Source organism: Siminovitchia fortis, assembly GCF_003605365.2.
Classification (GTDB): Bacteria; Bacillota; Bacilli; order Bacillales; family Bacillaceae_C; genus Siminovitchia; species Siminovitchia fortis.
This window is the reverse complement of the sequence record NZ_QYTU02000043.1, coordinates 1-26,134: the sequence shown is the minus strand read 5'-3', so window position 1 is coordinate 26,134 and position 26,134 is coordinate 1. Positions and strand designations below refer to the sequence as shown.

Below are 26,134 nucleotides of genomic sequence, written 5' to 3'. Positions count from 1 at the left end.
GTTCACTTTTCACTTGCGAAATACAATTGTCTGAAGAAATTGGGAACTGGTAAAAACATCTCGTTGAAATATGTAAATTATAAACTTCGAGAAAGAATATCCAATGGGGACATTATATGCAGGACGCTTCCGCTCCATGATGAAAATCAATGGGAAAAGTCAGTCCGCGATTATTTCCGATTGCTTGAAGAATTGTTTTATTTTCAAAGGGCAGGGAAAGACTTATACAGAATGATTCAGGTTATTCCGTGGCCTTCCCATGTTGAGGAAGCGAAATTATGGGACATAGACATTCATGACACATTAATCAACAATAGCGGGTGAACAAAAATGCCTTTCTGGCTTACTTGGCAGGATTTTTATGCTGAAAAAGAGAATATGTTAGTATGCAAAATTTGGAATAAGACAAAACGAACGGAGGATATGCTATGGCACACGATTCGAATGTAAAAACCCTTCCAAGCCGGTCAGAGGTGAAAGAGGAACTGACATGGCGCCTGGAAGATATTTTTCAAACGGATGAAGAATGGGAGAAGGAATATTCCTCCATCCAGGAAATGATTCCTGAGGGTGAACAATTTAAAGGCAAATTGGATGAAAGTGCTGATGCGCTATACGAAGCATTGGACTTCCAATCGAAGCTGGCCGAACGGATGGGAAAATTATATACATATGCACATATGCGCTATGATCAGGACACGGCCAATTCACATTATCAGGCTTTTAATGCGCGGGCTGAATCACTCTACTCTAAATTTGCCAGTGTTTTTTCTTATATTGTCCCTGAAATACTTGCAATGGACGAAAATAAACTGAATCAGTTTCTTGAGGAAAACAAGGACCTGCAGCTGTATAGACAGGCTTTGGATGAAATTAACCTGAAACGGGGGCACGTGCTGAGTTCGGAGCAGGAGGCTTTGCTTGCAGAAGCATCGGAGGTTTTGGGCGCATCTGCTACAACTTTTGGCATGCTGAACAACGCGGATCTTGTTTTTCCGGTCATTAAAGACGAAGAGGGCAATGACGTCCAATTGTCACACGGGAACTATATTCAGTTTTTGGAAAGCCAGGACCGGAATGTCCGCGAACAGGCGTTTAAAAATGTGTATGAGACGTATGGAAAGTTCACCAATACATTTGCCAGCACTATAAGCGGGACAATCAAGAAAGATAATTTTTATGCAAAGGCCAGAAATTACGATTCAGCCAGGCAGGCGGCACTGGCCGCAAACAATATTCCTGAGAGTGTCTACGACAATCTTGTTTCCACCATCAATAAAAATTTGCACCTGCTCCAGCGTTACGTCGGCTTAAGAAAGAAAGTCCTGCAAGTTGACGAGCTGCATATGTATGACCTTTACGTTCCTCTTGTAAAAGAAGTGGATATGAAGGTCAAATATGAGGAAGCGAAAGATATTCTGCTGGAAGGGCTGAAACCGCTCGGCGAAGATTATATCAATATTTTGAAAGAAGGCTTTGAAAACCGCTGGGTGGATGTAATAGAAAACAAAGGAAAAAGAAGCGGCGCTTATTCTTCCGGGGTGTACGGTACAAATCCCTACATCTTAATGAATTGGCATGATAATGTGAACAACTTATTTACCCTGGCCCATGAATTCGGGCACAGCGTCCACAGCTACTATACACGAAAATGCCAGCCTTATCCATATGGGAATTACTCCATTTTTGTGGCGGAAGTGGCTTCTACCTGCAATGAGGCATTATTGGGCCATTATTTGCAAAAAACGACTGATGACAAGCAAAAGCGCCTTTATTTAATAAACCATGATTTGGAAGGTTTCCGCGGAACGGTATTCCGCCAAACGATGTTTGCGGAATTTGAGCATCTGATCCACCAAAAAGCACAAAATGGGGAGGCATTGACACCGGATCTGCTGACGAACGAGTACTATGAACTGAACAAGAAATATTTCGGTGAAGAAAACCTTCATATTGACAAGGAGATTGGCCTTGAATGGTCCCGGATTCCGCATTTTTATTACAACTATTACGTATATCAATACGCCACAGGCTATAGTGCAGCAACTGCCCTGAGCCAGCAAATCCTGGATGAAGGGGAAGAAGCGGTCAATCGCTATATCGGGTTCCTGCAGGCAGGAAGCTCCGACTACCCGATCGAGGTATTGAAAAAAGCCGGTGTCGATATGACTTCTTCAGAACCGATTGAAGCAGCCTGCAAAGTCTTTGAAGAAAAGCTGAATGAAATGGAAAAGCTGTTAAATGAATAAGATAAATAGAGAGCCGGATTTCCGGCTCTCATTTTTGGGGTCATTAACCTAATGAAATCCTTTGAACTTATTCCTTCCATTCATAAAGGAGAAAAAAATAAAGATGGAAAGGAAAAGCAGCGGCGAGGTAATGTAAATTGGAATCAGCTGCATAAGCCCCAGCATATTAAGATAAAAGCTGATGATGAAAAAAAGGATCATCAATCCAATCAGTGTTTTTCTCAATCCAGTGATCCCTCCGTTTCATATGCCTTGCTTAGATTTTTATGCGGAGGAATCGATATTATGAGAAAAAAAGAAAGGCGTTCCCGCCTTTCAACTTAACTGCAGCCATTTCCAATAAGAACCGTTTGCTGAATGTACCTTTTCCACTTTCCGTTGCAGCTGAAGCTTTTTCATCTTTCTTTCCATTTGTTGGTACGGAACATCGTACATAATGGAAAGGTCATGTGTAGAAATGATGGAATGGGACGACAAATATTTCTCCAGAGGCGGAATATTTGCAGGGTGTGCATAACCCCCGAGCATTTCCTTTAAAATTTGGACATATATGGAATATGAATAAAGGCCGGTTATTTTTAATCCTTCATCTTCAATATGTTCATTGAAAATGACAATGGCGGGCATTTCCGTCACATTCATTTCAGATGAAATCCTTATATCGCATTGAAATGCCCTTGCGGCGCTTGATGAATAAATATCCCGGATAAACTCTTTGCTGTCCAAACCTACGCTTTTTGCACATTTTTCCAATGTATTGATATCCGTAATATTAGCCTGTTCAGCAAAAAGCAGTTCCTGAAGCCTCCTCAAAAAGCGGATCCCTGCCCTTTTTCCCTGAAGCTCTGCAGCTTTTATGCTGATAGCCGCCAAATGCGGGACAACCGAGCCCTGTTCCGACATTTGTTGATCGCCGGATGTTCTCTCCCTGCTTTTGCTCCCATTATTCAGAACGGTTAAATTTCCACATAAGACATGCTTTAGGGTGAAATAATCACCATACTGAAGCTGGAGCTTTTTAATGATCGGGTTCAGGAGCCAGCACTCTTCGCAGAAAGGATCTATGAACACATAAATTTCAATCGGTTTATTTCGTACATTTTTGAGCTTAGGCAAGCTTTGGGTTTTCCAATCCATCACGGTGCTTCACCCTGGGCTTCATCAGGCGTATTGACCATATGATTGGCTGTTATGGCCAGCCTTGAATAAAAAAACTCCCTAAAGTCAGGCTCAAGTTCCACTTCATCCATTGCCTCACTCATGCAGCTCAGCCATGCCTTTGCTCTGACAGGAGTGATTTCATGGGGCAAGTGCCGTGCCCGCATCATGGGATGTCCATGCTCTTGTGAATACAAAGGGGGTCCGCCAAGGAACTGGGTCAAAAACTGCTTTTGTCTCCTTGCGACTTCTGTCAAGTCTTCAGGAAATATGGGGATCAGGTCGGGATGTTTTCCAACCCGGCGATAAAAGGCATCCACAAGGGCGGAGAGTTTTTCTTCCCCAATTGCGTCATACGGCATCATACGCTTTTCAACCATATGAATCGCTCCTTTTTCTAAAAATAGTATGAGATCATGAATCGGATAATATTTAACTTGGGCGGCAAAGTCCATCGGTTCCCTGTTCGCCAAATGAAGCCGATCCGGCGCCGTTGTTTTTCTTAAATAATATGTACATTGTATCAACGGCTTAAAAATAACACAAATAAATAGCATTTTGATAAAAAAGGGGGATTGACACGATCAAAAAACCCTGTTATGTAAAACAGGGTTTAAACGGGCTAGCCTAAATATGTGTCTGTTACCTTCCGAACATAATTTTGGGTTTCTTTAAATGGCGGGATGCCTCCGTATTTGTCCACATTTCCCGGGCCTGCATTGTAAGCTGCGAGTGCCAGCTTCACATTGCCCTTATATTTATCAAGCATGTTTCGCAAATATTTGGCGCCGGCCATGACATTCTGCTCCGGATCCATGATATCGGTGACTCCGAGGCCGCGGGCGGTGGCAGGCATCAGCTGCATTAATCCTGCAGCGCCCGTCCGGCTTACGGCACGTGTATTGAAATTGGATTCATGGCGAATGACCGCTTTAATTAATTTGGATGGCAGTCTATATGTTTCTGCTGCACGATTTATGACCTGTTCGACGGGGGAATCCTGTTTTACTTCGGTCGAAGACGTTCCATAAATGTTTGAGGCATCCCCTTTGTCAGTCAAATATTGCTGTATGTGATATTGGCTGTTTTGAAAAACCTGCCCAAGGGTATTCAATCCGTTTTCAGCCTGTCCAATCGAAGAGACTTGATTCTGTGATTGAACAAACTCCTGAAGAAGGCTGGCAAAGGATGATGAAACGGGCATACCGGAATTTGATTGCTGCCCCGAAAAGTTTTGGAGCGATTGCCATTCAAGCAATGCCCTGATCTGGCCAAGTGAATTCATTGGGTCCCCTCCTTTTTGGCATTAAAGAATCTCTTTATTTTATTATCGGCATGAACCTTTGGAATGTTGAGTTCGTTCAGCAGCTGGAAAAAGTCATTTTTGCCGCTCGATGTATGCTGTTCATCAACCTCATATTCTATTTCAAAATCTTCCCGGCCAAAATAAGTGCTGTGATCAAGCATTATCAGCCCTTTTTTATAAGGGACCTGTGCCCGGCGGGTCTGAAGCATGCCTTTATACTCAAGAGATTCAGGCTTTACATCCATAAGTATAAGTTCATCTTTGACTTCGCCGGAAGGGAAAGAATTTTTACCGATCATGGCCATTGCTTTTTCATCGGATATGGATTGATTGATTTCGAGGACACCGGCCTCCGCTATTTTCTTTAGGGTGAGTTCAAAACGCCCGCCTTTTTCCCTTATTCTGAGGGCAGCTTTTTTTTGTCCTAGTGAAAGGCCGTCCGTATCAAAATAATGGTTATTTTGTATGAGAAAATCTTGCTCATTGATTTTGAAATGCTTCTGCAGCTTGATAAAGTTCTCTTTGTTCAGCATGTTTTTAAATTCAATTTCAATATTTCGGCCCAAAGCTCTTCGTCCTTTCTGAAAGTCAAAGAAAGTATCAAATTTTACCGGATTTTCTCTTCAAAAAAGTTNCTGAAAGTCAAAGAAAGTATCAAATTTTACCGGATTTTCTCTTCAAAAAAGTTCGTAATGTCCAGCTTCAGGCGCCATCGGCTCGAGATCACAAGGCGAATTGCTGTGGTGGCTGAAGAACTCCCTCATCAAAATTCGCCTTGTGCTTGTCGCCTAAGGCTGCGCGCCTTACGCTTTTCTTAAAACTATATCTTATTATCGCTTTTTTAGACAGATAGTTCAATGTATGAATTGCAACTTTATGCTAAAATGAGTTCGTATATATATTATAGAAAAAAATAGTCCGTCTTCGCACCAGAAGTCACAGGGGTGAGTCATATCATGAATCATTGGGATCAATTTTTAGCGCCATATAAGCAGGCAGTAGAAGAATTGAAAGTAAAATTGAGAGGGATGAGGGGGCAATTTGCCGAAGAGCACGTCCACTCTCCGATAGAATTTGTGACCGGCCGGGTTAAACCGGTTGCAAGCATTTTGGTCAAAGCCAATTTGAAAAACATTCCACTGGATAAGCTGGAGACCGAAATCCAGGATATTGCAGGTCTCAGAATGATGTGCCAGTTTGTCGATGACATCCAGACAGTCGTACAGCTTCTTAGAAAAAGAAATGATTTTCGGATTGTCGAAGAAAGGAACTACATTTCTCATAAAAAACCGAGCGGCTACCGCTCTTACCATGTGGTTATCGAGTACCCGGTGCAGACAATCAATGGAGAAAAGAAAATCCTTGCCGAAATCCAAATCCGTACACTTGCAATGAATTTCTGGGCCACAATTGAGCATTCACTCAATTATAAATACCAAGGACAAATTCCCGAAGAAATAAAAAAAAGACTGCAGGCAGCCGCCGAAGCGGCATTCAGGCTAGATGAACAAATGTCACAGATTAGGGGCGAAATACAAGAAGCACAAGTCTATTTCACAAAAAACAGGGAAGCATACGAGCTTCCTGATGGTAAATAAGGAACGTTGACGGGAAAGGATGGACGTGATGAGGTTTTCAGTACTTTCAAAAGGAGATTCGACATCTAACGCCTTGATGCAAAGGGTCATTACTTATTTACAGGATTTTGAACTGGTCTATGACGAAGAAGAACCGGATATCGTCATCTCTGTCGGCGGGGACGGCACACTCCTATACGCATTTCACCGATACAGCTCAAGATTGGACAAAGTGGCTTTTGTTGGGGTTCACACCGGGCATCTCGGGTTTTATGCAGACTGGCTTCCGGATGAGATCGAAAAGCTTGTGATCGCTATAGCAAAAACACCTTATCAGGTCGTGGAGTACCCGCTTTTGGAAGTGATCATCCGTTACCGGCATGGCGGAAAAGAGACGAAATACCTCGGTTTGAACGAATCGACCGTCAAAAGCACCGTCGGAACCCTTGTCATGGATGTGGAAATAAGAGGGGAACATTTTGAACGCTTCCGCGGAGACGGCCTCTGTGTATCAACGCCATCCGGGAGTACCGCTTATAATAAAGCGTTGGGAGGAGCCATCATCCATCCTGCCATCCATGCGATTCAACTTGCCGAAATGGCATCCATCAACAACAGGGTATTCAGGACAGTCGGCTCTCCGCTCATTTTGCCTGCACATCATACGCTTATGCTCAAACCGGTATATGTCCATGACTTTCATGTTACAATCGATCACCTTAATGTGATGCACCGAGATGTAAAGTCCATTCAATTTCGGGTTGCTGATGAAAAAGTCCGGTTTGCACGGTTCAGGCCGTTTCCTTTTTGGAAAAGAGTACATGATTCGTTCATATCAGATGAAGGATAGGAAAAAATGTCAAATTTTACACTAGAATGGGTCATCCCAAAGGAACGCGCAGGAAAAGATATAAAAACTTTTTTATCGGAGGAGCATATATCAAGAAGGGCTTTGACGGATATTAAATTTGCCGGCGGGACCATCAGCGTTAACGGAAAGGAAGAGAATGTACGCTATTTTCTGGATGAGGGCGACAGGCTGGAAATTGTATTCCCTCCTGAACCGGTCAATCCCCGCCTTGCACAAGAACATATACCTCTTGATATTATATATGAGGATCGGGATATTTTGGTCATCAACAAGCCACCTTATATGAGTACGATTCCTTCGAGGGAACACCCGTCAGGAAGCGTTGCAAATGCTCTGGCTTATTATTATGAGCATCAGGGGTCGGCGAAGGCGGCGGTTCATATAGTAACGAGGCTCGACAGAAACACATCAGGGCTGCTGTTGGTGGCAAAACATCGGCACGCCCACCATTTATTCGGCCTTCAGCAGAAAGAGGCGATCATTCATAGGGCATATGAAGCCATTGCTGCGGGCACCTTTTGGAAGAAAAGGGACGTCATTGATGTGCCGATTGGCAGAAAACAGACAAGTATTATCGAAAGGGAAGTAAGAAGAGACGGAAAAAGGGCTGTTACGGTATATGAAGTACAGAAGCAGATGAAAGATGCGGCCTTTCTGAAAATTAAATTGGAAACAGGCAGGACCCACCAAATCAGGGTGCATCTATCTCATATAGGACATCCCTTGTTTGGTGATGAACTGTATGGCGGGCCGATGAATGGGATGATGCGGCAGGCTTTGCATTGCAGCGAGCTGTCCTTTTTTCATCCTCTGACAAAAAAAGAAATGTTTTTTAATGCTCCATTGCCGCAAGATATGCAAATGCTGTTGGAGGAACTTGAAATCCGCGGATAAGCGAGAATATCTGCGGATAGAGGGAAGTACCCGCGGATAAGGGGAAATACCCGTGGATAAGAGGAAATACCCGCGGATAATAGAAGCCCCGGCAAATTCCGCGCCTATGCAAACTCCGTAAATTTTTCCGGGATATACGGCATGGTGGACGGAACGGAGACTGTTTCCTTCTCCGGATATCTGAATGCCGTTAGCTTGCCTCCGAATACGCAGCCTGTATCGATATTAATGGTCCTTCCGACAGTGCGCGGAACACTGACTGGAGTATGTCCATAAACGATAAAAGGCCAGCCTTGGTACTTTTTCGCCCAGTCCCGCCTGACGGGCCTGCCGTCAGGAAGGAATTCCCCAGTAATGTCTCCGTAAAGCACAAATGTCTTCACACTTTTATTGACTTTGCCAATGTAGTCTTCTTTAATGCCCGCATGGGCGATGATAAGCTTGCCTTCATCAAGTATTTGATAAAGCGGAGAACCCTCATACAGTTCCATGAACATTCTTCTGCAATGGTTCTCTTCTTTTGGCGACAGGCTGTCCAGCTCGGCAACCGTTGTCTCAAGTCCATGGGTGACTTGGACATTTCTGCCCAGAAAATAACGATAAAGCTTGTTGCAATGGTTCCCTGGCACATAATAGGCACCATGGTGCTTCCAAAGTTTCCAAACGGTTTCGATGACTTTCAAAGATTGCGGGCCCCTGTCCGTGAGATCGCCGACAAATCCCAGGAGTCTGCCTTCCTGATGAATGGGAACACCATCCCGCCATGAATAGCCGAGCTTTCGTGAGAGGTTTTCAAATTCCGAAAAACACCCGTGAATATCACCGATTATATCAATTTTCAATACAAATCACCTGTCTATTTCAAATATATCCGGATTTTCTTTGCTGAGCGGTTCTTTGATATTATTGTAATAATCCATTTCGTTTTATGCAAAAGCCTATCATATATAACGACAAGCCGGTTCAGATTTGTTAGGATAGGAAAGACAGGCGGAGAGGAGGCGCGAAAATGATGGCTGAAATGAATCAGGAAGAACGAGAGCAATTGGATGAAGAGCTGCTGCTGGAAACACTTCATGATGAAAACATGATGGGTTTCCGTGAAGAATTTTTACATTTGCATCCGTATGACCAGGCAAAATTTTTTATGAAAATTGACCATGACATACGGTTGAAGATCTATCTATATTTATCACCTAAGGAAGTATCGGACTTTTTTGAGGTTTTGGATATTGAGGACAGTGAATATAAAGATATATTGGCGGAAATGGAGCCGCAGTATGCTGCAGACATGTTGTCACATATGTTTACAGACAATGCGGTTGACGTGTTGAATAAGCTGGATAAGCTCCAGGCGGCAAGCTATTTGACCATCATGAACAAAGAGAGTGCGCAGGAGATCAAGGACCTCCTCCACTATGAAGAGTCGACTGCTGGAAGTATCATGACAACGGAATACATCGCCATTTCGGCCAATCAGACGGTCCGATCCGCCATGCATATTTTGAAAAATGAAGCGCCTACCGCGGAGACCATTTATTATGTGTTTGTGATTGATGACGACAGGCGCCTTGTGGGAGTCATTTCACTTCGTGACCTTATAATCAGCAATGATGATACAATGATATCCGAAATCATGTCTTCAAGGGTTGTTTCAATCACCGTTGATGCGGATCAGGAAGAGGCAGCGAACCAAATGCGTGACTATGACCTGCTGGCATTGCCGGTCGTGGATTTTCAAAATCATTTATTGGGTATCATTACAGTTGACGATATTATCGATGTCATCGATGAAGAAGCGTCAGATGACTATTCGAAACTTGCAGCTGTGATGGACGTTGACACACCTGATAAAAATCCATTTGCTGCAGCAAAAAAACGTCTGCCATGGCTGATTATATTACTTTTTTTGGGAATGTTTACAGCCAGTTTGATAGGAAGGTTTGAAGATACATTAAATCAGGTGTCTATTTTGGCAGTCTTCATTCCGCTGATTGCCGGAATGGCCGGAAATACCGGAACACAGGCCCTTGCGGTGGCGGTAAGAGGGATTGCGACGGGTGAACTGGAGGAAGAAAGCAGATGGAAATTGGTTCTCAGAGAAGGAGGAACCGGTCTTATCACCGGCTCCATCTGCGGATTGCTTGTAGTCATTGTTGTCTATTTGTGGAAAGGCGAGTTGTTCCTGGGTTTTCTCGTCGGGATTTCAATCCTGGCATCCCTGTTCGTCGCTACCTTGGCAGGAACGCTCGTTCCAATTATCATGCATAAACTGAAAATCGACCCGGCCGTTGCCTCGGGGCCTTTCATCACCACGATGAACGATCTGACATCCATTTTGATCTATTTTGGCCTTGCTACATTATTCATGAGTTATCTCGTTCATTAGGTATTTCATTTAAACAGTCAAAAACGGAGGAAGAAGCATATGGAATCTGAATCATCATTACTTTCACTGGTTATTGTATTGCTGGTCGCATTTTTTACACCGCTTCTTCTCCACCGTTTTCGGCTATCCTTTATACCGGTCGTTGTAGCGGAAATCATCATGGGCCTGATTATCGGCAAGAGCGGATTCAATGTAATCCAGCACGATATGTGGCTTGATACGCTGTCAACGCTCGGCTTTATTTTTTTAATGTTCTTAAGTGGAGTGGAAATAGATTTTTCGGCGTTTAGCAGCAAGCAAAAGAAATCGGCTTTACCAAACGGTAAATTGGAACCTAACAGGTTAGCCGTATCCACTTTTGTTTTTGCCGGCATTTTTGTTTTATCAATATTGCTTTCGTATCTTTTCGTTCTCGCGGGATTTATCGAAAATATGATGCTGATGACATTGATCATTTCGACGATTTCACTGGGAGTGGTTGTGCCGACCTTAAAGGAAGCGGGTATCATGAAAACAGGGATAGGCCAGATCATTTTGCTCATTGCGGTCATTGCCGATCTTGTCACAATGATCCTGCTTTCCGTATTTGTTTCCCTTTCAAGCGACGGGGGCGGACAAATGTGGCTGCTTCTCGTCTTGTTCGCAACAGGTGTCATTTTTTACTTTATCGGTGTCCGTTTTAAGAGCAGAAATTTTGTTGCACGCCTGTCAACTGGGACGGTACAGATCGGGACCCGTGCGATTTTTACATTGATCATAGTCCTTGTCGCTCTGTCCGAATCGGTGGGTGCAGAAAATATTTTGGGCGCATTTATCGCGGGAACGCTTGTGTCGCTCCTCAATCCGGATCAGGGCATGATCAGGCAGCTCGATTCATTTGGATATGGATTTTTGATCCCCATCTTTTTTGTCATGGTCGGCGTGGACCTTGAATTATGGTCGCTTTTAAGCAATAAAAATATGTTGCTGCTGATTCCGCTTTTGATTGTAGCTTTGTTTGTATCCAAGTTTTTTCCGGTACTCATACTAAGACGCTGGTATGATAAAAATACGGTGCTCGCATCCGCATTTCTTTTAACTTCCACTTTGTCGCTTGTTATTGCAGCAGCGAAAATTGCTGAGCGGATTAACGTGATATCGGCAGAGATGAGCGGCACGCTCATATTAGTGGCTGTCATTTCCTGCATTTTAACCCCTATCATGTTCAGAAAGTGGTTCCCGAAGGAAAATGCCGGGGAGAGGAAGATAAAGGTTATATTTGTCGGGGCAAACCAAATGTCTCTTGCCGTTTCCAAGGAGCTCGGCCAATCGAATTATGATACATGCATCATTCATAAGAAAATGGAAAAGGCCGATTCAAACACAGCGGATTCCACATTTGATATACAGGAGATCACAGGATATGACGAAGAAATTTTGGATAAAGAGGGAGCGTTCGCTGCTGATATTCTTTTTATCTCAACAGGGGATGAAGAGCTCAATTCAACTCTGGCCGTTGCTGCCAAAGAGCGCCGCGTGGAACGGGTGATCGCCCGCATCGAAAGCCCTGACCTTGCAAAAGCGTTGACGGAGCAGGATATCGAAGTGTTTTCAACATTGCTCGCAACAACGGCATTGATGAAAGCATTGATTGAGTCGCCTAATATTGCCAACATCATGACGAGTGATGAGACGGCGCTCCATGAAATCCGGATGTTGAACCCTGACTATAACCAGATGACACTCCGGGAATTTCCATTTACGGGGGATGTCATTATCGTAAGGATTTTCAGGGGGAAGGACTCCATCGTTCCCCACGGGGATACGGAATTGCTGATCAATGACCGTCTGATCGTGACAGGATCGGCGGAATATGTCGAGGAATTGACGAGGGAACTGCAATATAAGTAATAATATTTAAGAGAATCCTGTTTACAAACCAAAAAGCTGTCGTGTATGATTAGTACTAGGTGCTAATAACATGTAACAAAAAAAGCGCAAGCGCTCGTCTAGCGACGTACAAACTGGAGTGCCTCTGACGAGATAAAGGATAAGGAAAGGCGGAGAGTGCCTGCTTATCGGCGCAAAGCTAGACGAGCGCTGAAAAAGGCGTAGTTTGCCTTCAGCAGCGATTGGCTTAATCCTTGCGCCGATGGCACTCGCAGCCGGACAACACGGTGACGAAGGCAGGCTCAAGCAGCGACGTCCTGTCGCTTCGCCTGCACTAGGACGTCCTGTCCGTCGGAGCCGATGTTGACTATCGTAGGAAAGAGGCTTCTGCGACGAGCTGAACAAGGCTTCCTTGCTAAGCTATGGCGCAGGAGCACCAGAGGCGCGAAGTTTGCTAGTCGCTGAGCGCCGGAGCTAGACAAGGAAATTATCCACAGTTGTAGAATTTAATATTTTCCTGTTCAACAAAAATTAAAAAGGAGGAATTCACATGCTTTCTTTGAATGGAAAAACCTTTGTGGTTATGGGTGTTGCAAACAAACGGAGCATCGCATGGGGAATCGCGAGATCTTTACATAAAGCAGGAGCCAAACTGATTTTTACATACGCTGGAGAGCGTCTTGAGAAAAATGTCCGTGAATTGGCGGACACACTTGAGGGGGAAGAATCATTAGTTCTCCCTTGCGATGTAACGAAAGATGATGATATAGAGGCATGTTTCGGCAAAATCAAGGAGCAGGCAGGCCCGATTCACGGGATTGCCCACTGTATTGCATTTGCCAACAAGGAGGAGCTTGACGGCGATTACTTGAATGTGACAAGGGATGGTTTCCTTCTTGCCCACAACATCAGTTCCTACTCATTGACTGCTGTTGCAAAAGCGGTGCAAAAGCTGAATGTTATGCCGGAAGGCGGCAGCATTGTCACAATGACTTACCTTGGCGGTGAGCGGGTTGTAACGAACTATAATGTCATGGGAGTGGCCAAAGCATCACTTGATGCGAGCGTCATGTATCTGGCAAGCGATCTCGGAAAACATGGCATAAGGGTGAATTCAATTTCCGCCGGCCCGATCCGTACCCTTTCTGCCAAAGGGATCAGCGACTTTAACAGCATTTTGAAAGAAATTGAAGAAAAAGCCCCTCTTCGCAGAACAACGACGCCGGAAGAGGTTGGAGATACCGCCGCATTTCTTTTCAGCGACCTTTCACGCGGCATTACCGGCGAAAACATCCATGTCGATTCCGGCTACCATATCATGGGTAATTAAAAATTTAATCATTCAACAAGAAACTGCCGATATTTACGGCAGTTTTTTGCTTCTCCATAAACGTCAAGGAAGGTTGTGCATACAAATATAAAGAAAGTTTCAGCGATGGAGGTTGACCCCTATGAAGGAAAAAGGAAGGAAGAAGCCACAAAAGCCGTTATTATTTATTGAGCAGCCTAGTTTAAAGGAGCCGAACCATCGGATGCAAAGCCAATACCGCTCTAGCACTGGCCCGCCAGCAGCTTTTAACAGCAATTTTAAAGATTCTGTTGCCGTTGACAGGCACCAAACCAAAAAAAGGAAGGTCAGCTTTGGTGAGGAAAAATTCATTTTTGAAGAGGAAGAAGTCGGGGAAAAGATTGGGGAAAAGCAGGTTGAAGAAAATAAACCTGTTTCAGCGGTGGATTATTTTAGGTTTCACGCCCATAACAGCAACAGGCCTGCAAGAGGCGGACTGAATCCTGTAAAGTCTTTCACCTCCATGACGATTGAAGAAAAGCTCCATCATTTATCATCGAAGCCCCAATTTTATTCCTGCACATTTTCAACTCCGCTGGGCGGTGTCAAAGGAAAGCTATACGCGGCAGATAAGGAAAAAATAGTTGTAAAGGCAGATTCAGGAGAACTGGCTACGATTGAAAAAAAAGACTTGCTGGGTATCCGGATCAACGCTTAGTGCTAATTAGAAGAGCGCAAGCGCCTTGCCCATCGACGTACAGACTGGAGTGCCTCCGACGAGATAAAGGAAACACGGCGAGGAACGAGCCGATGTTGACTTATCGTAGGAAAGCTTCTTCTTCGAGAGGCTTCCTGAGCTTTGCGACGAGCTGAACAAGGCTTCCTTGATAAGCTATGGCGCAGGAGCACCAGAGGTGCGAAGTCTGCTAGTCGATAGGCGCTGGAGCTAGACAAAGAAAGGCTTTGTTCAAAATTTTAAAGCTAAAAAATCTTACACTTTCTTACTCTGAAATAAAGACGGAAATGGCAGATCCATTTCCGTCTTTCGGGAATTAGTCGCAAATCTCCAAGTCTACATCTGCAATACATTGGACTGCGCAGAAGCAGTGCAGATCAACCGTTACACAGCTGTTGCTGCGGCCCCAGTCTCTTACTTCGCAAAGCTCTGCGAAATTCAGTTTTCCATGTTGATCCATGATATCAGCTACGGTCTTGCCATCTTTTTTTAATGGAACAAGGACTCTCAGCGTAGCACAGCAGTTATCAAAGATATCTTCTACCCTGAAAAAGACAGAAACGCATTTGCCGTGATGGCCCCTGAACAATGCCTTAAACAGTTCGCCGTTTTTATGGGTTAAAGTGAATACGCGGGTATCGGCATGGCTCCGTCCCCGTACGCCCAATTCTCCCAGCGGTTCAACAAAGCAATTGGATGTGCATACTTCGCATTCTTCTTCTGCCTGATCCTGGATATCTTTAATAGCCCTGACTACCTGACAAACACAATCTAAAGTACAGCCGCCGCTGCATCCGCCGCTGCCAACGTGCTGAGTTGCCGGCGCTGTATGATCGAAAGACGATTCCATTTCTTCGAAGCTCATCTTTTATTTTCCTCCTTATAATATGGTCATTAACACTAATAACATATTAATCATTGGGTCATTGAGTAACGGACAGACGCCTGTTTTACATAAAATAGGCAATTGAAGGGGTTGATTCAATGGAAATATCATGGTTGGAATACATCATTTTCAGTATGGCGGTCTTTCGGCTGACAAGACTTTTGGTCTACGATCAAATAACAGAGTGGATCAGAAGCCCATTCATGGATGAATATGAAGAAAAAAATGATGAAGGGAAGGCCGAAATCTATTTGCTGCCAAAAGAGGGAGGCCTGCGGGGATGGATCGGAGCCCTTCTCAACTGCTTCTGGTGCACGGGCATATGGGTGTCGATGGGATTATTCGCAATGCGCTTTTACTTTCCTGTCCTGTATAAGCCTGTGGTCATCGTACTGGCGGCTGCCGGACTTGCAGCTATCGTGGAAACGTGGATCCAGTCAAAAAACATAGGGTAATCTGGGATTTTGGGAAAGCGATCAAAACGGGATAGGCATAAAATAAACAAGGTGCATTGATGCATCCAATACTAATACGGGAAGTGAGACTTTTGGAAAAAAACGGAAGCAAGAAAAGGCCGGTCACTCCTGTTCGTAAAAAAAGAAAAGGCTGCGGATGCGGCAGGCCGGCTAAGAAGTCAAAAGTATACTAATAGGGATTTTTTCACTGATTGGCATGCACAGGTAAATTGGGAAATTCTATGGGGGAATTTCCCAGTTTATTTTTTTCCTTAAATCCTCCAAGCAGAGGTTGGATTTTTGTTCATAATTTACATGGAATGGTGAAAAATAAAGTTACCATTCTCGAAGCGGAGGTTGACATGCGAAACAAACCATCAAAGATCATAATTTCAGCCTTCTTTTTTTTGGCACTTTCGGCATGCTCTTATGATGACGGCCAGGAGCACAAAGAAAGTGATTCAGCATTGCTGAAAAGGACAAGTCCGCCCCCTATTGAACTGAAACAAAGGGATGAAGATGAGTCGGTAGCCTTCCAGGTAAAAAAAGAAGTGTCAAATATAGATGAAATCTATGATGTCGCCGTTGTAGAAGGAGATAAGAAAATCATTGTGGCCTATAAGGTAAAGCATATGAAAAGATTCAGAATGAAAAAGATCGAAAAGGAACTTACCAAAAAACTGAAAAAGGAATATCCTGATGAGAAATTTATAGTTTCCAGCGATTATAAAATTTTCCTGGAGGCAGTGAGGCTGAAAGAAGATTTAGACGGTGACAATTTATCCAATGCCGAAGCCGAAAAACGGTTCAAAAAAATCATTCGATTAAAAGAAGAAATGACTTAGGAGAGAAAAAGATGTCCAGCAAAAATAAGGCAAAAACACCTGAACAGATCCAATATGAACAACTGCAGAAAAAACATGAAACAAAAAGGCCCATTTTAAAAAACTGTATTCGGGCATTTTTGGTAGGCGGCACGATTTGCGTAATCGGACAAGCGATCACTTACTTTTATATTTATTTTTTCAATTTTACCGAGCAGACAGCAGGAAACCCTACTGTTGCCACGATGGTTTTCCTTGCCATGCTTCTGACAGGATTCGGCGTGTATGACCGGCTTGGGCAATTTGCCGGGGCGGGAAGTGCTGTGCCTGTTACCGGTTTTGGAAATGCCGTCATATCGTCTGCAATCGAACACCGAAGTGAAGGCTTTGTTACAGGGGTGGGAGGAAATATATTTAAACTGGCCGGATCTGTCATCATTTTTGGTGTGTTTTCCGCATTTGTTGTCGCACTCATCAAAACAATATTAATCAAGTGGGGAGGGTTATAATGCTTGTTGGCAATCAGACATGGGTTTTTGACCGGAAGCCGGCCATATTATCAACAGGAGTGGTAGGCGGGCCATTTGAAAAGGAAGGACAGCTCACGAATGATTTTGATAAATTTCACACGGATTTATGGATGGGGAAAGATTCCTATGAGAAGGCGCAGACTGTTTTGCTTGAAGATGCCGTCGATATTGCATTAAGAAAAAAAGCGCTAAAAGGGGAGGACGTTCAGTTCTTTCTAGCCGGTGATTTAATCAATCAAATTACGCCGACCAGTTTTGCGGCCAGAACAAACCAAATTCCACACCTTGGCATATTCAGCGCATGTGCCACTTCAACGGAGGGTCTGGGGCTTGCGGCAATGATCATCAATAATGGCGGGGCCGACTATATCCTTGCAGGAGCTTCCAGCCACAACGCTTCGGCTGAGCGCCAATTCCGCTACCCTACGGAATACGGAGGGCAGAAGCCCCCGACTGCACAATGGACGGTTACAGGAGCAGGGGTCGCCCTTGTCGGGTCGGGGACATTGGTCAATTCCCCGCATCCAAGAATTACTTCCGCCACTATCGGAAAAGTGATCGACATGGGATTGACCGATCCGTTCAATATGGGCGGAGCAATGGCGCCGGCTGCCGTTGACACAATCCAAAGGCATTTTTTCGATCTGGGTATTGACCCGTCCCATTACGACCTGATTGTAACCGGGGACCTTGCCGATATCGGCAGGCGGGCTGCACTGGATCTTTTTAAACAAAAAGGCGTATCCGTTGATGCTGAACAATTCCAGGATTGCGGCCTTCTCATATATAAAAAAGATCAGGAGGTATTTGCGGGAGCAAGCGGTCCCGCCTGTTCAGCGGTTGTCATGTACGGACATTTGCTGAATGAAATGAAAGCAGGGAAGTATAAACGGATCTTATTCGTAGCTACCGGCGCTCTTTTGTCCCCGCTTTCTTTCCAGCAAAAAGAATCGATTCCCTGCATCGCACATGCTGTCAGCGTCGAATATATTTAACAGGAGGGATTTCATGCTTGCCATGTTTTTTTGGGCATTTGTCATCGGAGGGGCTATTTGTGTGATTGGACAGCTCATGTTTGATGCTGCCAAACTGACCCCTGCACATACATTAAGCACAATGGTTGTCATTGGCGCGATATTAGCCGGGTTTGGCCTGTATGACCCCCTTATTGATTTTGCGGGGGCTGGAGCGACTATACCGATCACAAGCTTTGGAAACTCGCTTGTCCATGGAGCCATGTTGGAAGCAGACAAGCATGGACTTGTCGGCGTAATGACCGGAATGTTCGAAGTTACATCTTCAGGTATCTCGGCCGCCATCGTTTTCGGATTTCTGGGAGCTTTAATTTTCAAGCCGAAAGGGTAAAGTGCAAGCATAGCTTTTTTGTATGGGCAAGTCGTATTGCCCCAAAGCATACATTTGATTTCAGATAAAGGATATTGGCGGAATCCCGCATTTTTGGTCCGCTATACCTCACCAAAAATAGCCTCCTTCATAATATATAAAAGATGAAAAGGAGGCTATTTTGATAATGGATAATCAATTTTTTAAAAATATTGAGAGCAAGACCGGTGTCGATATGAATGAAGTACTAAAGCTTGCGAATTCACTGCAGAATGCAAACTTTAAAGATGAAAAAACAGTCCGCCGGGTGATCAGGGAAGTCGCAAGGATTGCAAACCGTCCGGTTTCAAGAGAGTTGGAAGATAAGATGGTGCATACGATCACTAAGGATGGCAATAAGTTGGATATGAACACCATTTCAAAAATGCTGAATAAAAGATAAGGCAGTGGGCTTGCATCAGGTGCAAGTCCTCATTTTTTTAAAAAAAGACGTTTATAAGATGCGTAATGGGGTAAAGGATATGAATCATGGAAATGGAGGTGCCGGTTCCAATGGGATATATTGCGCCAATCAGGATGAACCAATATACGGAATATCAAAAAAGAGACCAGGAAAAAATAAAAGCCCGTGATCCCATGCCTGTCCGTTTCACACCGAAAATCAGGCTGCAGCCAAAATTTGAATTGAAGACAACTGAGGCGGCAATCCCCACAAAATATGAGACGGAAGCACGCAATAATAAAAATTTTCCAAATGCAACAGGAAAAGGACAGTTTTTAAACGAATATGTATAACAGCATATTTGGAAGGAATGTTAAAGTTGGAGTTCATAAAAATTTCCGATTGCTGCCATTATTTCAGCGGTTCTGTCAATATCGGATATATCCATAAAGATGGAAAGGGGATGCTCATTGATTCCGGGATTGATAAAGGCACGGCAAAAAAGGTTTTGAAAATATTGAATGAGCATCATCTTCCCATCGATTATGTTTTTCTTACCCATGCCCATACCGACCATTATGGAGGAGCATCGTTTTTGCAGAAGCAGCTTCAGGTTAAATTGCATGCACCGCCTCTTGAAGCGGCGATCATGGAACATCCTGTTCTTGAGCCGATCTATCTGTGGAATGGGGCGATGCCGATTAAACAATTAAGGAACAAGTTTTTGGAAGGGGACCCGGTAAAGATTGATGGTTTCATCCGTGAAGGGGAGAATGAATTGGGGCCTTTTCATTTCGAGGCTGTTCATTTGCCTGGACACAGCTATGCACAGATGGGAATTTTAATTGGGGAGATCCTGTATGCGGCAGACGCTTATTTTGGCGCCGCTGTTCTTGCGAAACATAAGGTTCCATTTATCGTCGATGCGGATGCGGCAATCGATACTCTTGAAAATTTGCTCAATTTATCTTTCCGGGGGGCGCTTCCGGGGCATGGTGATTATGAAATCGATATTAAGGAGACAATTCAGGCAAACATCGACTGCCATGCCAATATCAAACAGTTTCTGTTAAGCTGCGTAAATGCTTCCGCAAATGGCATATCAATGGATGGCCTATTGGAAAGAATGTTCGATCATTTCGGACTAAAAGCTCCCGAAATCGGGCAATGGTTGCTTTATAGGACATCTTTCACTGCATACATATCTTCGCTTATAGAAAGCGGTGAAGTTTCCATATCAATTAATGGACATACACCGTGGTTAAAAGGGGAATCACTTAAGATTTCGGAATGAGAACAAGAAATGGCGCCCGGCTAAAGGGTAAGCCGATTCCCTTTGACGGCCGAAAGTTCCGATCTTCGGGAATCGCCTGGTTCTCCTCCTCTAAACAGGGCGCTTGCTCATTTCTTGTTCCAGCTTCTTTATCATTTTCCGGTGGGGGATCCCCGCGTCGAGAAATTCTTCCGATACGACGATATATCCCAGTTTCTCATAAAAAGGAACAGCATAGGATTGGGAGTTCAAAACAAGTTCCTCAACAGGAAGTTGTTTTGCATATTCCTCAATCGCCGCCATGATTTGGTTTCCTGCACCTTTTCCCCGATATTCCGGAAGAATGCAGATCCTTTCCACTTTTCCTTTGTCATCAAGAATCCGGAATCTGCCCGCGCCTGCCGGCTTTTCCCCATCGTAAAGCACGAAGTGGGCAGAGTTGTTTTCATGTTCATCGATTTCGATTTCAACAGGCACCTGCTGCTCTTCGACAAACACTTTTTTTCGAATGCTGAAAGCATCTTGAAGCTGACTGTCTGTTCCGGCTAGTATGACTCTCATTTATTAGGCTTCCTTTCCAAGGCGAAACGTCTCGTAAACAGTCCATGACCCGTTATCAAGCTGATACAAAAGGTGGAATCGGTCAATGATTTCCTCGTGTTCGACACCAAGCATCCTTAGCTGGCCGTATACATCGGAGTGTTCATCATTTGACAGATTTTGTCCGATAGTAATATGCGGAACAAAAGGGTGTTCCGGCGGATCACCTGGCAAAGAGGCGTACAAGTCCTCGTAAATATTTTCCAGCTGCGGAGTCTTCTCTGCTTTCAAATAAATTGTGTTGTTTATGGGCTGGAATGAGCTCACTTTTCTGATGTTTAAAGTGAAAGGTTCATTTTTCTTTGCAATTGCTTCCAACTTTTCAGTGATGGAATTGACATCCATATCTGTTTCAAAAGCCGCTTTCAATGTCAGATGAGGAGGAATCAGCGCATAATGGGGATCATACCTCTTCCGATAGGAGTTTGCCAAATCCTGCAATGATTTAGAGGGGAATATAACAATTCCATATTTCATCTCTCTATAACCTCCCTAACTTCGATAATGGTTAAAATCTTCTATATCTTATTACTATAACATATCCCCGACCGCTTTTCCTATAGGACATAAGAAAGAGTTGATTTAACGGGAAAACATCATTGCCAGTGCACGCTTTACGTCAGGCTGCCAGTATTTCCACGAGTGCCCGCCGTCAAATTCGTCATAAAAAGAATCGAAGCCATTTTCCTCAAAGGCCTGATGAAGCTCCCGGTTTGGAGTCAGGAAATCCTCCACCCGCTCCTGTGAAAACTTGATTTCGATTTCATCCTTTCCGATCACATGATAGATATCCAGGAGATAAGGCTCTTTATGGGAGCGGACAGCAGAAAGCACCTTATCATCTACATAAGGCGAATGTAAAATGACTTTTCCGAAGGTGTGGGGATATTCAATGGCGGCCATTAAGGAAACAGTGGCTGCCAGGCTGTCCCCCATCAAAGCCCTGCATTTCCCAACGCTGCTGGTGGGATATCTCTTTTCCAGCCAGGGAACAAGTTCATGGGCCAGAAACCTTATGTAGGCTTCATTTTTTTCGCCATCCGGATGATATTTTTGCCGTCGGTCCTTCACGTTTTTATAAGGAATGCCGGCGATGATCAGATTTTCAATCTTTTCCCCGGCAAGCAGCTCGTCCGCAAACCTTGTCAGCCTGCCCATCTGGAAGTAGTCTTTTCCGTCCTGAACAATCAATAGAGAATACTTGTACAGGGGCGAATAGGCTGCGGGCAAATAAATCAAAAGCTCTAACTTTTCATCCAGTTCCTTGCTGTCAAACTCTATTTCTGTAATCGTTCCCTGCATCTTTTATTAGCCTCCTTCTTTGGCGGATTGTATGTTAAATACTTTATCATATGGTGTACGTAATGTTAAAAATGGTGTTTTGTTGATTTTCAAAAGGGTAAAAAGAGAGGGGGTTACTGGAAGATTAAAAGCAGCTATGTGCAGGAAAACCATAAAGTTTGCCTGCATAAAAGTTATTATGATAATATCAATTTTGTAGAATACAAGTAGGGGGGCTATTAAATGATTCGCAGAAAAACTCTTTTTGGCATCGCTTTAATGGCAGTGCTTTCATTAGTGCTGGCAGCCTGCGGCGGTGGGGGAGACGATAAAGGAAAGGAAAAGGCAAAAGAAGGCGGAAAAGATTATGGCGTGAAATTCGTCAGTATTGCGACCGGCGGTACCGGCGGTACATATTATCCGCTTGGAGGAAACTTCGCCAATTTGATCAAGGATGCAACAGGGATTGAATCCAATGCAGTCACTTCAGGCGCATCTGCCGAAAATATGGCCCTGATCCAAAAGGAAGAAGTGGAAGTCGCTTTTACACAAACGGATATCGCTACATACGCCACTGAAGGAACCAATATGTTCAAAGAAAAAGTGGACAACCTGAAAGGTCTGGGAACACTTTATCCGGAAACAATCCAAATCGTGACGACGGAGAAGTCCGGAATTAAATCTGTAGAAGACTTGAAAGGTAAAACGGTCTCTGTCGGGGAATCCGGATCAGGGACGCTTGCCAACGCGGAGCAGATTCTTGAAGCATATGGCATGACACTTGACGATGTAAAAGCTAGGAATCTATCTTTCGACGATTCCACTACGGGAATCCAAGATGGTACAATTGATGCCGCTTTCATTACTGCCGGAACTCCGACAGGTGCTGTTGAAGGGTTGGCGGCAACTGAAAAAGTGGTCATTGTCCCACTCGAAGATGATAAAATTGATGCCCTAATTGAAAAATATCCTTATTATGCAAAGGAAACAATCAAGGAAGGAACGTATAACGCCAAGAGTGATATAAATACCGTAGCGGTCCAAGCGATGCTTGTTGTCAGATCGGATTTATCAGATGATCTTGTTTACGATATGACGAAAGCCATTTATGAGAATACTGATAAAATCGGACATGCTAAAGGTGAGCAAATCAGTGCCGAAAATGCATTGAATGGAATGGCCATCGATATTCACCCGGGTGCCAAAAAATATTTTGATGAAAAGGGCATTTCAGCAGAGAATAAGTGATGATATCCAATGGCGTGAATAGACCGGACCATCTTCTCGGTCTATTCTTTTCTTTGGAAAGGATTGTTTTTTCGGGAGATAAATATGCCCAGATGTTTAAAGCTGCTATTTATACCATTTATAATCATCATACTTTTAGCGGTTCCAATAACAGATTCTGTCACGATTGAATCTCAAAAAGAACATAAGCTTCTTGCCTTTTTCCCGCTCCGTGCAGCTGATAGCCGTTTTCAAATTGTATATACCCATTCCATCCATCATTCAGAGGTAAAAGAGTCCTATCGGGTACTGAAAAACGGGACCATCCGCCAGACGGAATTGGAGTACGAGGATACAGCTGTAGGCATGCCGGCCAATGCGGAGGAAGGGGAAACTTTCCGGATGAAAGACGGTAAATATTATATCCGGAACATGAAGCGCGATTTTCCCTGGATTGATCTCAGCACGGGCCAGGTAAGTGCCGATCATCGTCTGGTGGCAGGGGAGAAGGTAACACCTTTTAAGGAGTTTGCAGAGCCCGGATCTGTTGTGAGAATCAAAAAAAGGAAGCTATCTTTATGGCAGCAATGGAAAGGAGTGAATCTGGTTGACAGATAAACCGGTCCATGAGACTTTATCAGAAGAAGAACAACAGAAAATATTAGAAAAATATGACCCGGAATCAGCAACGCGGAAAGTAAAAGGAGCGCTCGGCTGGATTATATTTTTCGGTTTGCTGGCCTTTTCCATTTTTCAATTGTACGCGTCTATTACTCAATCTGTACCGCGCCAAATACTGCTGTCCATTCACCTGGGATTTGCACTTTCACTTATATTCCTTCTTTTCCCTGCGAGAAGAAAGGCGGGGCGGAAGGACAGGGTGGCATGGTACGATGTCATATTAGCCATCATTTCAGTTGGAATAGGCGCCTATTGGCCGCTGATGATTGAAACGATTGTCAACCGGGTGGGAACATTGACAACACTTGATTTGACAGTCGGAACGCTCGCTGTTTTATTGACACTTGAAGCAACGCGGCGCGCTGTCGGGCTTCCGATCACGATCATCGCTCTTTTATTTATGGCGTACGCTTATTTTGGCCCGTCAATGCCGGGATTCCTGGCTCATAGAGGATTAAATTTTGAAAGCCTCATCAATACGATGTTTTTTACATCACAGGGGATTTTGGGAACACCGTTGTATGTTTCTGCAACCTTCATATTCTTATTCCTGCTGTTTGGCGCTTTCCTTGTGAAAACCGGGGTCGGCCAGTATTTCAACGATTTGGCCCTATCGATTGCAGGGCGAAGGATCGGAGGGCCGGCAAAGGTTGCGATTTTCTCCAGTGCCCTGCAGGGAACAATCAGCGGGAGCTCGGTTGCAAACGTGGTAACATCCGGATCTTTTACGATACCGATGATGAAAAAGCTCGGTTACCGCAAAGAATTTGCGGGTGCTGTTGAAGCCGCCGCATCAACAGGCGGGCAGATCATGCCGCCTGTCATGGGAGCAGCAGCATTTTTGATGGTGGAATTCATCGGAATCACATACTGGGAAATCGCAAAGGCGGCAGCTATCCCGGCGATCCTTTATTTCTCCGGAATATGGATCATGACCCACTTTGAAGCGAAGCGGGCTGGCCTTAAAGGTTTGTCAAAGGAGGAAATGCCGGATAGAAAAGAAGTTTTAGGCAAGATCTATTTGCTGCTTCCAATCTTGTTGATTATTATTTTGCTGATGACTGGCGTCAGCGTCATGCGTGCAGCCCTTTGGTCCATTATTGGAACCATTGTCGTAAGTGCCATTAGGAAAAGCACACGAATCGGATTTAAGCAGATGGTGGAGGCCCTTGTGGACGGTGCAAGAACAGCTCTGTCCGTGGCGGCGGCCACCGCTTCGGCGGGAATCATCGTCGGCGTCGTTACGAAAACAGGGCTGGGGCTGAAGCTTGCCAACGGGTTGGTAGGATTGGCTAATGAACAGCTGTTATTGACATTGTTTTTCACAATGCTGACATCCATTGTACTTGGTATGGGGTCGCCTACAACAGCCAACTATGTCATCACATCAACAATTGCGGCACCCGCCATTATTTTGCTTGGTGTCCCGGCGCTATCTGCCCATATGTTCGTTTTCTATTTCGGAATTGTGGCAGATATTACACCACCGGTCGCTTTGGCAGCATTTGCGGCGTCAGGTGTCTCGGGAGGGGAACCGATCCGAACGGGGGTTAACGCCTCAAAACTGGCAATCGCGGCTTTTATCATACCTTACATGTTTGTACTGTCGCCTGAATTGCTAATGATCGATACAACGATCCCTTATCTCATCTGGGTGGTATTCACAGCCTTCACTGGAATGATCGGAATCGGAGCGGGAATCATCGGATTCTGGTACAGAAAACTGTACTGGTTCGAACGGATCATTGCCGTAGTTGCAGGACTTATGCTCATGTATCCTGAGGGAATGTCTGATACTATCGGGCTCGTGTTATTCGCAGCAATGGTTGCGACGCAAATTTTCACAAAGAATAAAGGAAAATATAAATTGGCGGAAAGCTGATTGGGTGAGCGCCACCTTGACAGGGTGGCGCTCCTTAACCCATTAAAAATTTTTCAAGAATAGTAGTTGACATTATTTGATAGATATTATATATTATTAATTGTCGACTTGATCTTAATAATTTGATTCCGTAGCTCAGCTGGGAGAGCGCCACCTTGACAGGGTGGAGGTCGCTGGTTCGAACCCAGTCGGAATCACTAATTCAAAAAGGCGCTGATTCTATAAAATTGGATCAGCGCCTTTTTGAACACTAACCCATTCTAATCGGGGTCCCGAAAGCGGATTTTTTGCTGATATTGATAAACTTTTCCATCTGTCTGAAACGAGTATTTATTCTAAATGCTTCATCTTCATTCGTCTCTTCTGTTTCTA

General features: G+C 44.3%; 30 protein-coding genes and 1 tRNA gene. 21 read left to right on the top strand and 10 right to left on the bottom strand.

The features are described from left to right. Together D4N35_RS18210 and pepF are read left to right on the top strand one after the other, a co-directional pair. The coding region (locus D4N35_RS18210; RefSeq protein WP_164876404.1) for a hypothetical protein at positions 1-324 on the top strand (324 nt) is incomplete at its 5' end. Between the two features lie 104 nt (positions 325-428). After that, on the top strand, positions 429-2,249 hold the full coding sequence (pepF, locus tag D4N35_RS15450; RefSeq protein ID WP_120075292.1) for an oligoendopeptidase F: 1,821 nt from the start codon (positions 429-431) through the stop codon (positions 2,247-2,249). Between the two features lie 48 nt (positions 2,250-2,297). Here the strand turns inward: pepF and D4N35_RS18740 are convergent, their stop codons facing one another. The 5 genes from D4N35_RS18740 to D4N35_RS15430 all read right to left on the bottom strand — a co-directional run bounded on the left by D4N35_RS18740 (position 2,298) and on the right by D4N35_RS15430 (position 5,279). Next, the gene (locus D4N35_RS18740; RefSeq protein WP_488281377.1) at positions 2,298-2,414 is read right to left on the bottom strand and encodes a hypothetical protein; all 117 of its coding nucleotides are present in this window, start codon (positions 2,412-2,414) and stop codon (positions 2,298-2,300) included. A 150-nt stretch (positions 2,415-2,564) separates the two neighbouring features. Further along, positions 2,565-3,386 (bottom strand): ClpXP adapter SpxH family protein, encoded by an 822-nt coding sequence (locus D4N35_RS15445; RefSeq protein WP_120075291.1) that lies wholly within the window; start codon positions 3,384-3,386, stop codon positions 2,565-2,567. Next, positions 3,386-3,787, bottom strand: a complete 402-nt coding sequence (locus D4N35_RS15440; protein WP_120075296.1) for a globin domain-containing protein — start codon at positions 3,785-3,787, stop codon at positions 3,386-3,388. Before D4N35_RS15440 ends, D4N35_RS15445 begins: the two co-directional genes overlap by 1 nt. 242 nt (positions 3,788-4,029) lie before the next feature. Then, positions 4,030-4,692, bottom strand: coding sequence for a lytic transglycosylase domain-containing protein (locus tag D4N35_RS15435; RefSeq protein ID WP_120075290.1), 663 nt, complete (start codon positions 4,690-4,692; stop codon positions 4,030-4,032). Next, on the bottom strand, positions 4,689-5,279 hold the full coding sequence (locus tag D4N35_RS15430; protein ID WP_120075289.1) for a CYTH domain-containing protein: 591 nt from the start codon (positions 5,277-5,279) through the stop codon (positions 4,689-4,691). Before D4N35_RS15430 ends, D4N35_RS15435 begins: the two co-directional genes overlap by 4 nt. 390 nt (positions 5,280-5,669) lie before the next feature. Between D4N35_RS15430 and yjbM the strand changes: the two genes are divergently transcribed. Genes yjbM through D4N35_RS15415 form a run of 3 tightly spaced genes read left to right on the top strand, consistent with a single transcriptional unit; the run spans position 5,670 to position 8,055 of the window. Then, the gene (gene yjbM, locus D4N35_RS15425; RefSeq protein WP_120075288.1) at positions 5,670-6,311 is read left to right on the top strand and encodes a GTP diphosphokinase; all 642 of its coding nucleotides are present in this window, start codon (positions 5,670-5,672) and stop codon (positions 6,309-6,311) included. Positions 6,312-6,339: 28 nt separating this feature from the next. Further along, positions 6,340-7,140 (top strand): NAD kinase, encoded by an 801-nt coding sequence (locus D4N35_RS15420; protein WP_120075287.1) that lies wholly within the window; start codon positions 6,340-6,342, stop codon positions 7,138-7,140. A gap of 6 nt (positions 7,141-7,146) precedes the next feature. Continuing rightward, positions 7,147-8,055: an RluA family pseudouridine synthase gene (locus tag D4N35_RS15415; protein WP_120075286.1), complete on the top strand. Its 909-nt coding sequence runs from the start codon at positions 7,147-7,149 to the stop codon at positions 8,053-8,055. Positions 8,056-8,159: 104 nt separating this feature from the next. On the opposite strand, the gene prpE is transcribed toward D4N35_RS15415, so the two are convergent. Beyond that, positions 8,160-8,897, bottom strand: a complete 738-nt coding sequence (gene prpE / locus D4N35_RS15410) for a bis(5'-nucleosyl)-tetraphosphatase PrpE (protein WP_120075285.1) — start codon at positions 8,895-8,897, stop codon at positions 8,160-8,162. A 170-nt stretch (positions 8,898-9,067) separates the two neighbouring features. Between prpE and mgtE the strand changes: the two genes are divergently transcribed. The 4 genes from mgtE to D4N35_RS15390 all read left to right on the top strand — a co-directional run bounded on the left by mgtE (position 9,068) and on the right by D4N35_RS15390 (position 14,319). Continuing rightward, positions 9,068-10,444: a magnesium transporter gene (mgtE, locus tag D4N35_RS15405; RefSeq protein WP_208646312.1), complete on the top strand. Its 1,377-nt coding sequence runs from the start codon at positions 9,068-9,070 to the stop codon at positions 10,442-10,444. Between the two features lie 39 nt (positions 10,445-10,483). Further along, positions 10,484-12,334: a monovalent cation:proton antiporter family protein gene (locus D4N35_RS15400; protein WP_120075283.1), complete on the top strand. Its 1,851-nt coding sequence runs from the start codon at positions 10,484-10,486 to the stop codon at positions 12,332-12,334. A 529-nt stretch (positions 12,335-12,863) separates the two neighbouring features. Then, positions 12,864-13,643, top strand: coding sequence for an enoyl-ACP reductase FabI (fabI, locus tag D4N35_RS15395; protein ID WP_120075282.1), 780 nt, complete (start codon positions 12,864-12,866; stop codon positions 13,641-13,643). A gap of 121 nt (positions 13,644-13,764) precedes the next feature. After that, positions 13,765-14,319 (top strand): CotO family spore coat protein, encoded by a 555-nt coding sequence (locus D4N35_RS15390; protein WP_120075281.1) that lies wholly within the window; start codon positions 13,765-13,767, stop codon positions 14,317-14,319. 334 nt (positions 14,320-14,653) lie between these two features. On the opposite strand, the gene D4N35_RS15385 is transcribed toward D4N35_RS15390, so the two are convergent. After that, complete coding sequence (locus tag D4N35_RS15385; protein ID WP_120075280.1) at positions 14,654-15,202, bottom strand: CotY/CotZ family spore coat protein; 549 nt, start codon at positions 15,200-15,202, stop codon at positions 14,654-14,656. Positions 15,203-15,321: 119 nt separating this feature from the next. Here D4N35_RS15385 and D4N35_RS15380 point away from each other — a divergent pair, with 119 nt between their 5' ends. The 8 genes from D4N35_RS15380 to D4N35_RS15345 all read left to right on the top strand — a co-directional run bounded on the left by D4N35_RS15380 (position 15,322) and on the right by D4N35_RS15345 (position 20,112). Beyond that, a complete protein-coding gene (locus D4N35_RS15380; protein WP_120075279.1) occupies positions 15,322-15,678 on the top strand; it encodes a DUF1360 domain-containing protein in 357 nt (118 codons plus the stop codon). 362 nt (positions 15,679-16,040) lie between these two features. After that, entirely contained in the window at positions 16,041-16,523 is a 483-nt protein-coding gene (locus D4N35_RS15375) for a YhcN/YlaJ family sporulation lipoprotein (protein ID WP_120075295.1), read from the top strand. 11 nt (positions 16,524-16,534) lie between these two features. Beyond that, on the top strand, positions 16,535-17,011 hold the full coding sequence (gene spoVAC / locus D4N35_RS15370; RefSeq protein WP_120075278.1) for a stage V sporulation protein AC: 477 nt from the start codon (positions 16,535-16,537) through the stop codon (positions 17,009-17,011). Continuing rightward, positions 17,011-18,027: a stage V sporulation protein AD gene (spoVAD, locus tag D4N35_RS15365; protein ID WP_120075277.1), complete on the top strand. Its 1,017-nt coding sequence runs from the start codon at positions 17,011-17,013 to the stop codon at positions 18,025-18,027. Before spoVAC ends, spoVAD begins: the two co-directional genes overlap by 1 nt. Positions 18,028-18,040: 13 nt before the next feature. After that, positions 18,041-18,397, top strand: coding sequence for a stage V sporulation protein AE (gene spoVAE / locus D4N35_RS15360; protein WP_120075276.1), 357 nt, complete (start codon positions 18,041-18,043; stop codon positions 18,395-18,397). 166 nt (positions 18,398-18,563) lie between these two features. Continuing rightward, on the top strand, positions 18,564-18,818 hold the full coding sequence (gene spoVIF, locus D4N35_RS15355; RefSeq protein ID WP_120075275.1) for a sporulation-specific transcription regulator SpoVIF: 255 nt from the start codon (positions 18,564-18,566) through the stop codon (positions 18,816-18,818). A gap of 86 nt (positions 18,819-18,904) precedes the next feature. Beyond that, positions 18,905-19,171 carry a hypothetical protein gene (locus D4N35_RS15350; protein ID WP_120075274.1) on the top strand — a complete coding sequence of 89 codons (267 nt, stop codon included), beginning with the start codon at positions 18,905-18,907 and terminating at the stop codon, positions 19,169-19,171. 26 nt (positions 19,172-19,197) lie between these two features. Beyond that, positions 19,198-20,112, top strand: coding sequence for an MBL fold metallo-hydrolase (locus tag D4N35_RS15345; RefSeq protein WP_120075273.1), 915 nt, complete (start codon positions 19,198-19,200; stop codon positions 20,110-20,112). 90 nt (positions 20,113-20,202) lie between these two features. Here the strand turns inward: D4N35_RS15345 and D4N35_RS15340 are convergent, their stop codons facing one another. The 3 genes from D4N35_RS15340 to D4N35_RS15330 form a co-directional block, all read right to left on the bottom strand. Next, positions 20,203-20,652 (bottom strand): GNAT family N-acetyltransferase, encoded by a 450-nt coding sequence (locus D4N35_RS15340; RefSeq protein ID WP_120075272.1) that lies wholly within the window; start codon positions 20,650-20,652, stop codon positions 20,203-20,205. Between the two features lie 3 nt (positions 20,653-20,655). Beyond that, positions 20,656-21,168, bottom strand: a complete 513-nt coding sequence (locus D4N35_RS15335) for a YjcG family protein (protein WP_120075271.1) — start codon at positions 21,166-21,168, stop codon at positions 20,656-20,658. 105 nt (positions 21,169-21,273) lie between these two features. Then, on the bottom strand, positions 21,274-21,993 hold the full coding sequence (locus D4N35_RS15330; protein ID WP_120075270.1) for an alpha/beta hydrolase: 720 nt from the start codon (positions 21,991-21,993) through the stop codon (positions 21,274-21,276). 222 nt (positions 21,994-22,215) lie between these two features. Between D4N35_RS15330 and D4N35_RS15325 the strand changes: the two genes are divergently transcribed. The 4 genes from D4N35_RS15325 to D4N35_RS15310 all read left to right on the top strand — a co-directional run bounded on the left by D4N35_RS15325 (position 22,216) and on the right by D4N35_RS15310 (position 25,959). After that, positions 22,216-23,220, top strand: a complete 1,005-nt coding sequence (locus D4N35_RS15325) for a TAXI family TRAP transporter solute-binding subunit (RefSeq protein WP_208646311.1) — start codon at positions 22,216-22,218, stop codon at positions 23,218-23,220. An 84-nt stretch (positions 23,221-23,304) separates the two neighbouring features. Further along, a complete protein-coding gene (locus D4N35_RS15320) occupies positions 23,305-23,817 on the top strand; it encodes a DUF1850 domain-containing protein (RefSeq protein ID WP_120075269.1) in 513 nt (170 codons plus the stop codon). Continuing rightward, positions 23,807-25,762: a TRAP transporter permease gene (locus tag D4N35_RS15315; protein WP_120075268.1), complete on the top strand. Its 1,956-nt coding sequence runs from the start codon at positions 23,807-23,809 to the stop codon at positions 25,760-25,762. Before D4N35_RS15320 ends, D4N35_RS15315 begins: the two co-directional genes overlap by 11 nt. Positions 25,763-25,886: 124 nt before the next feature. Beyond that, a tRNA-Val gene (locus D4N35_RS15310) sits at positions 25,887-25,959 on the top strand. Positions 25,960-26,134: the final 175 nt, after the last annotated feature.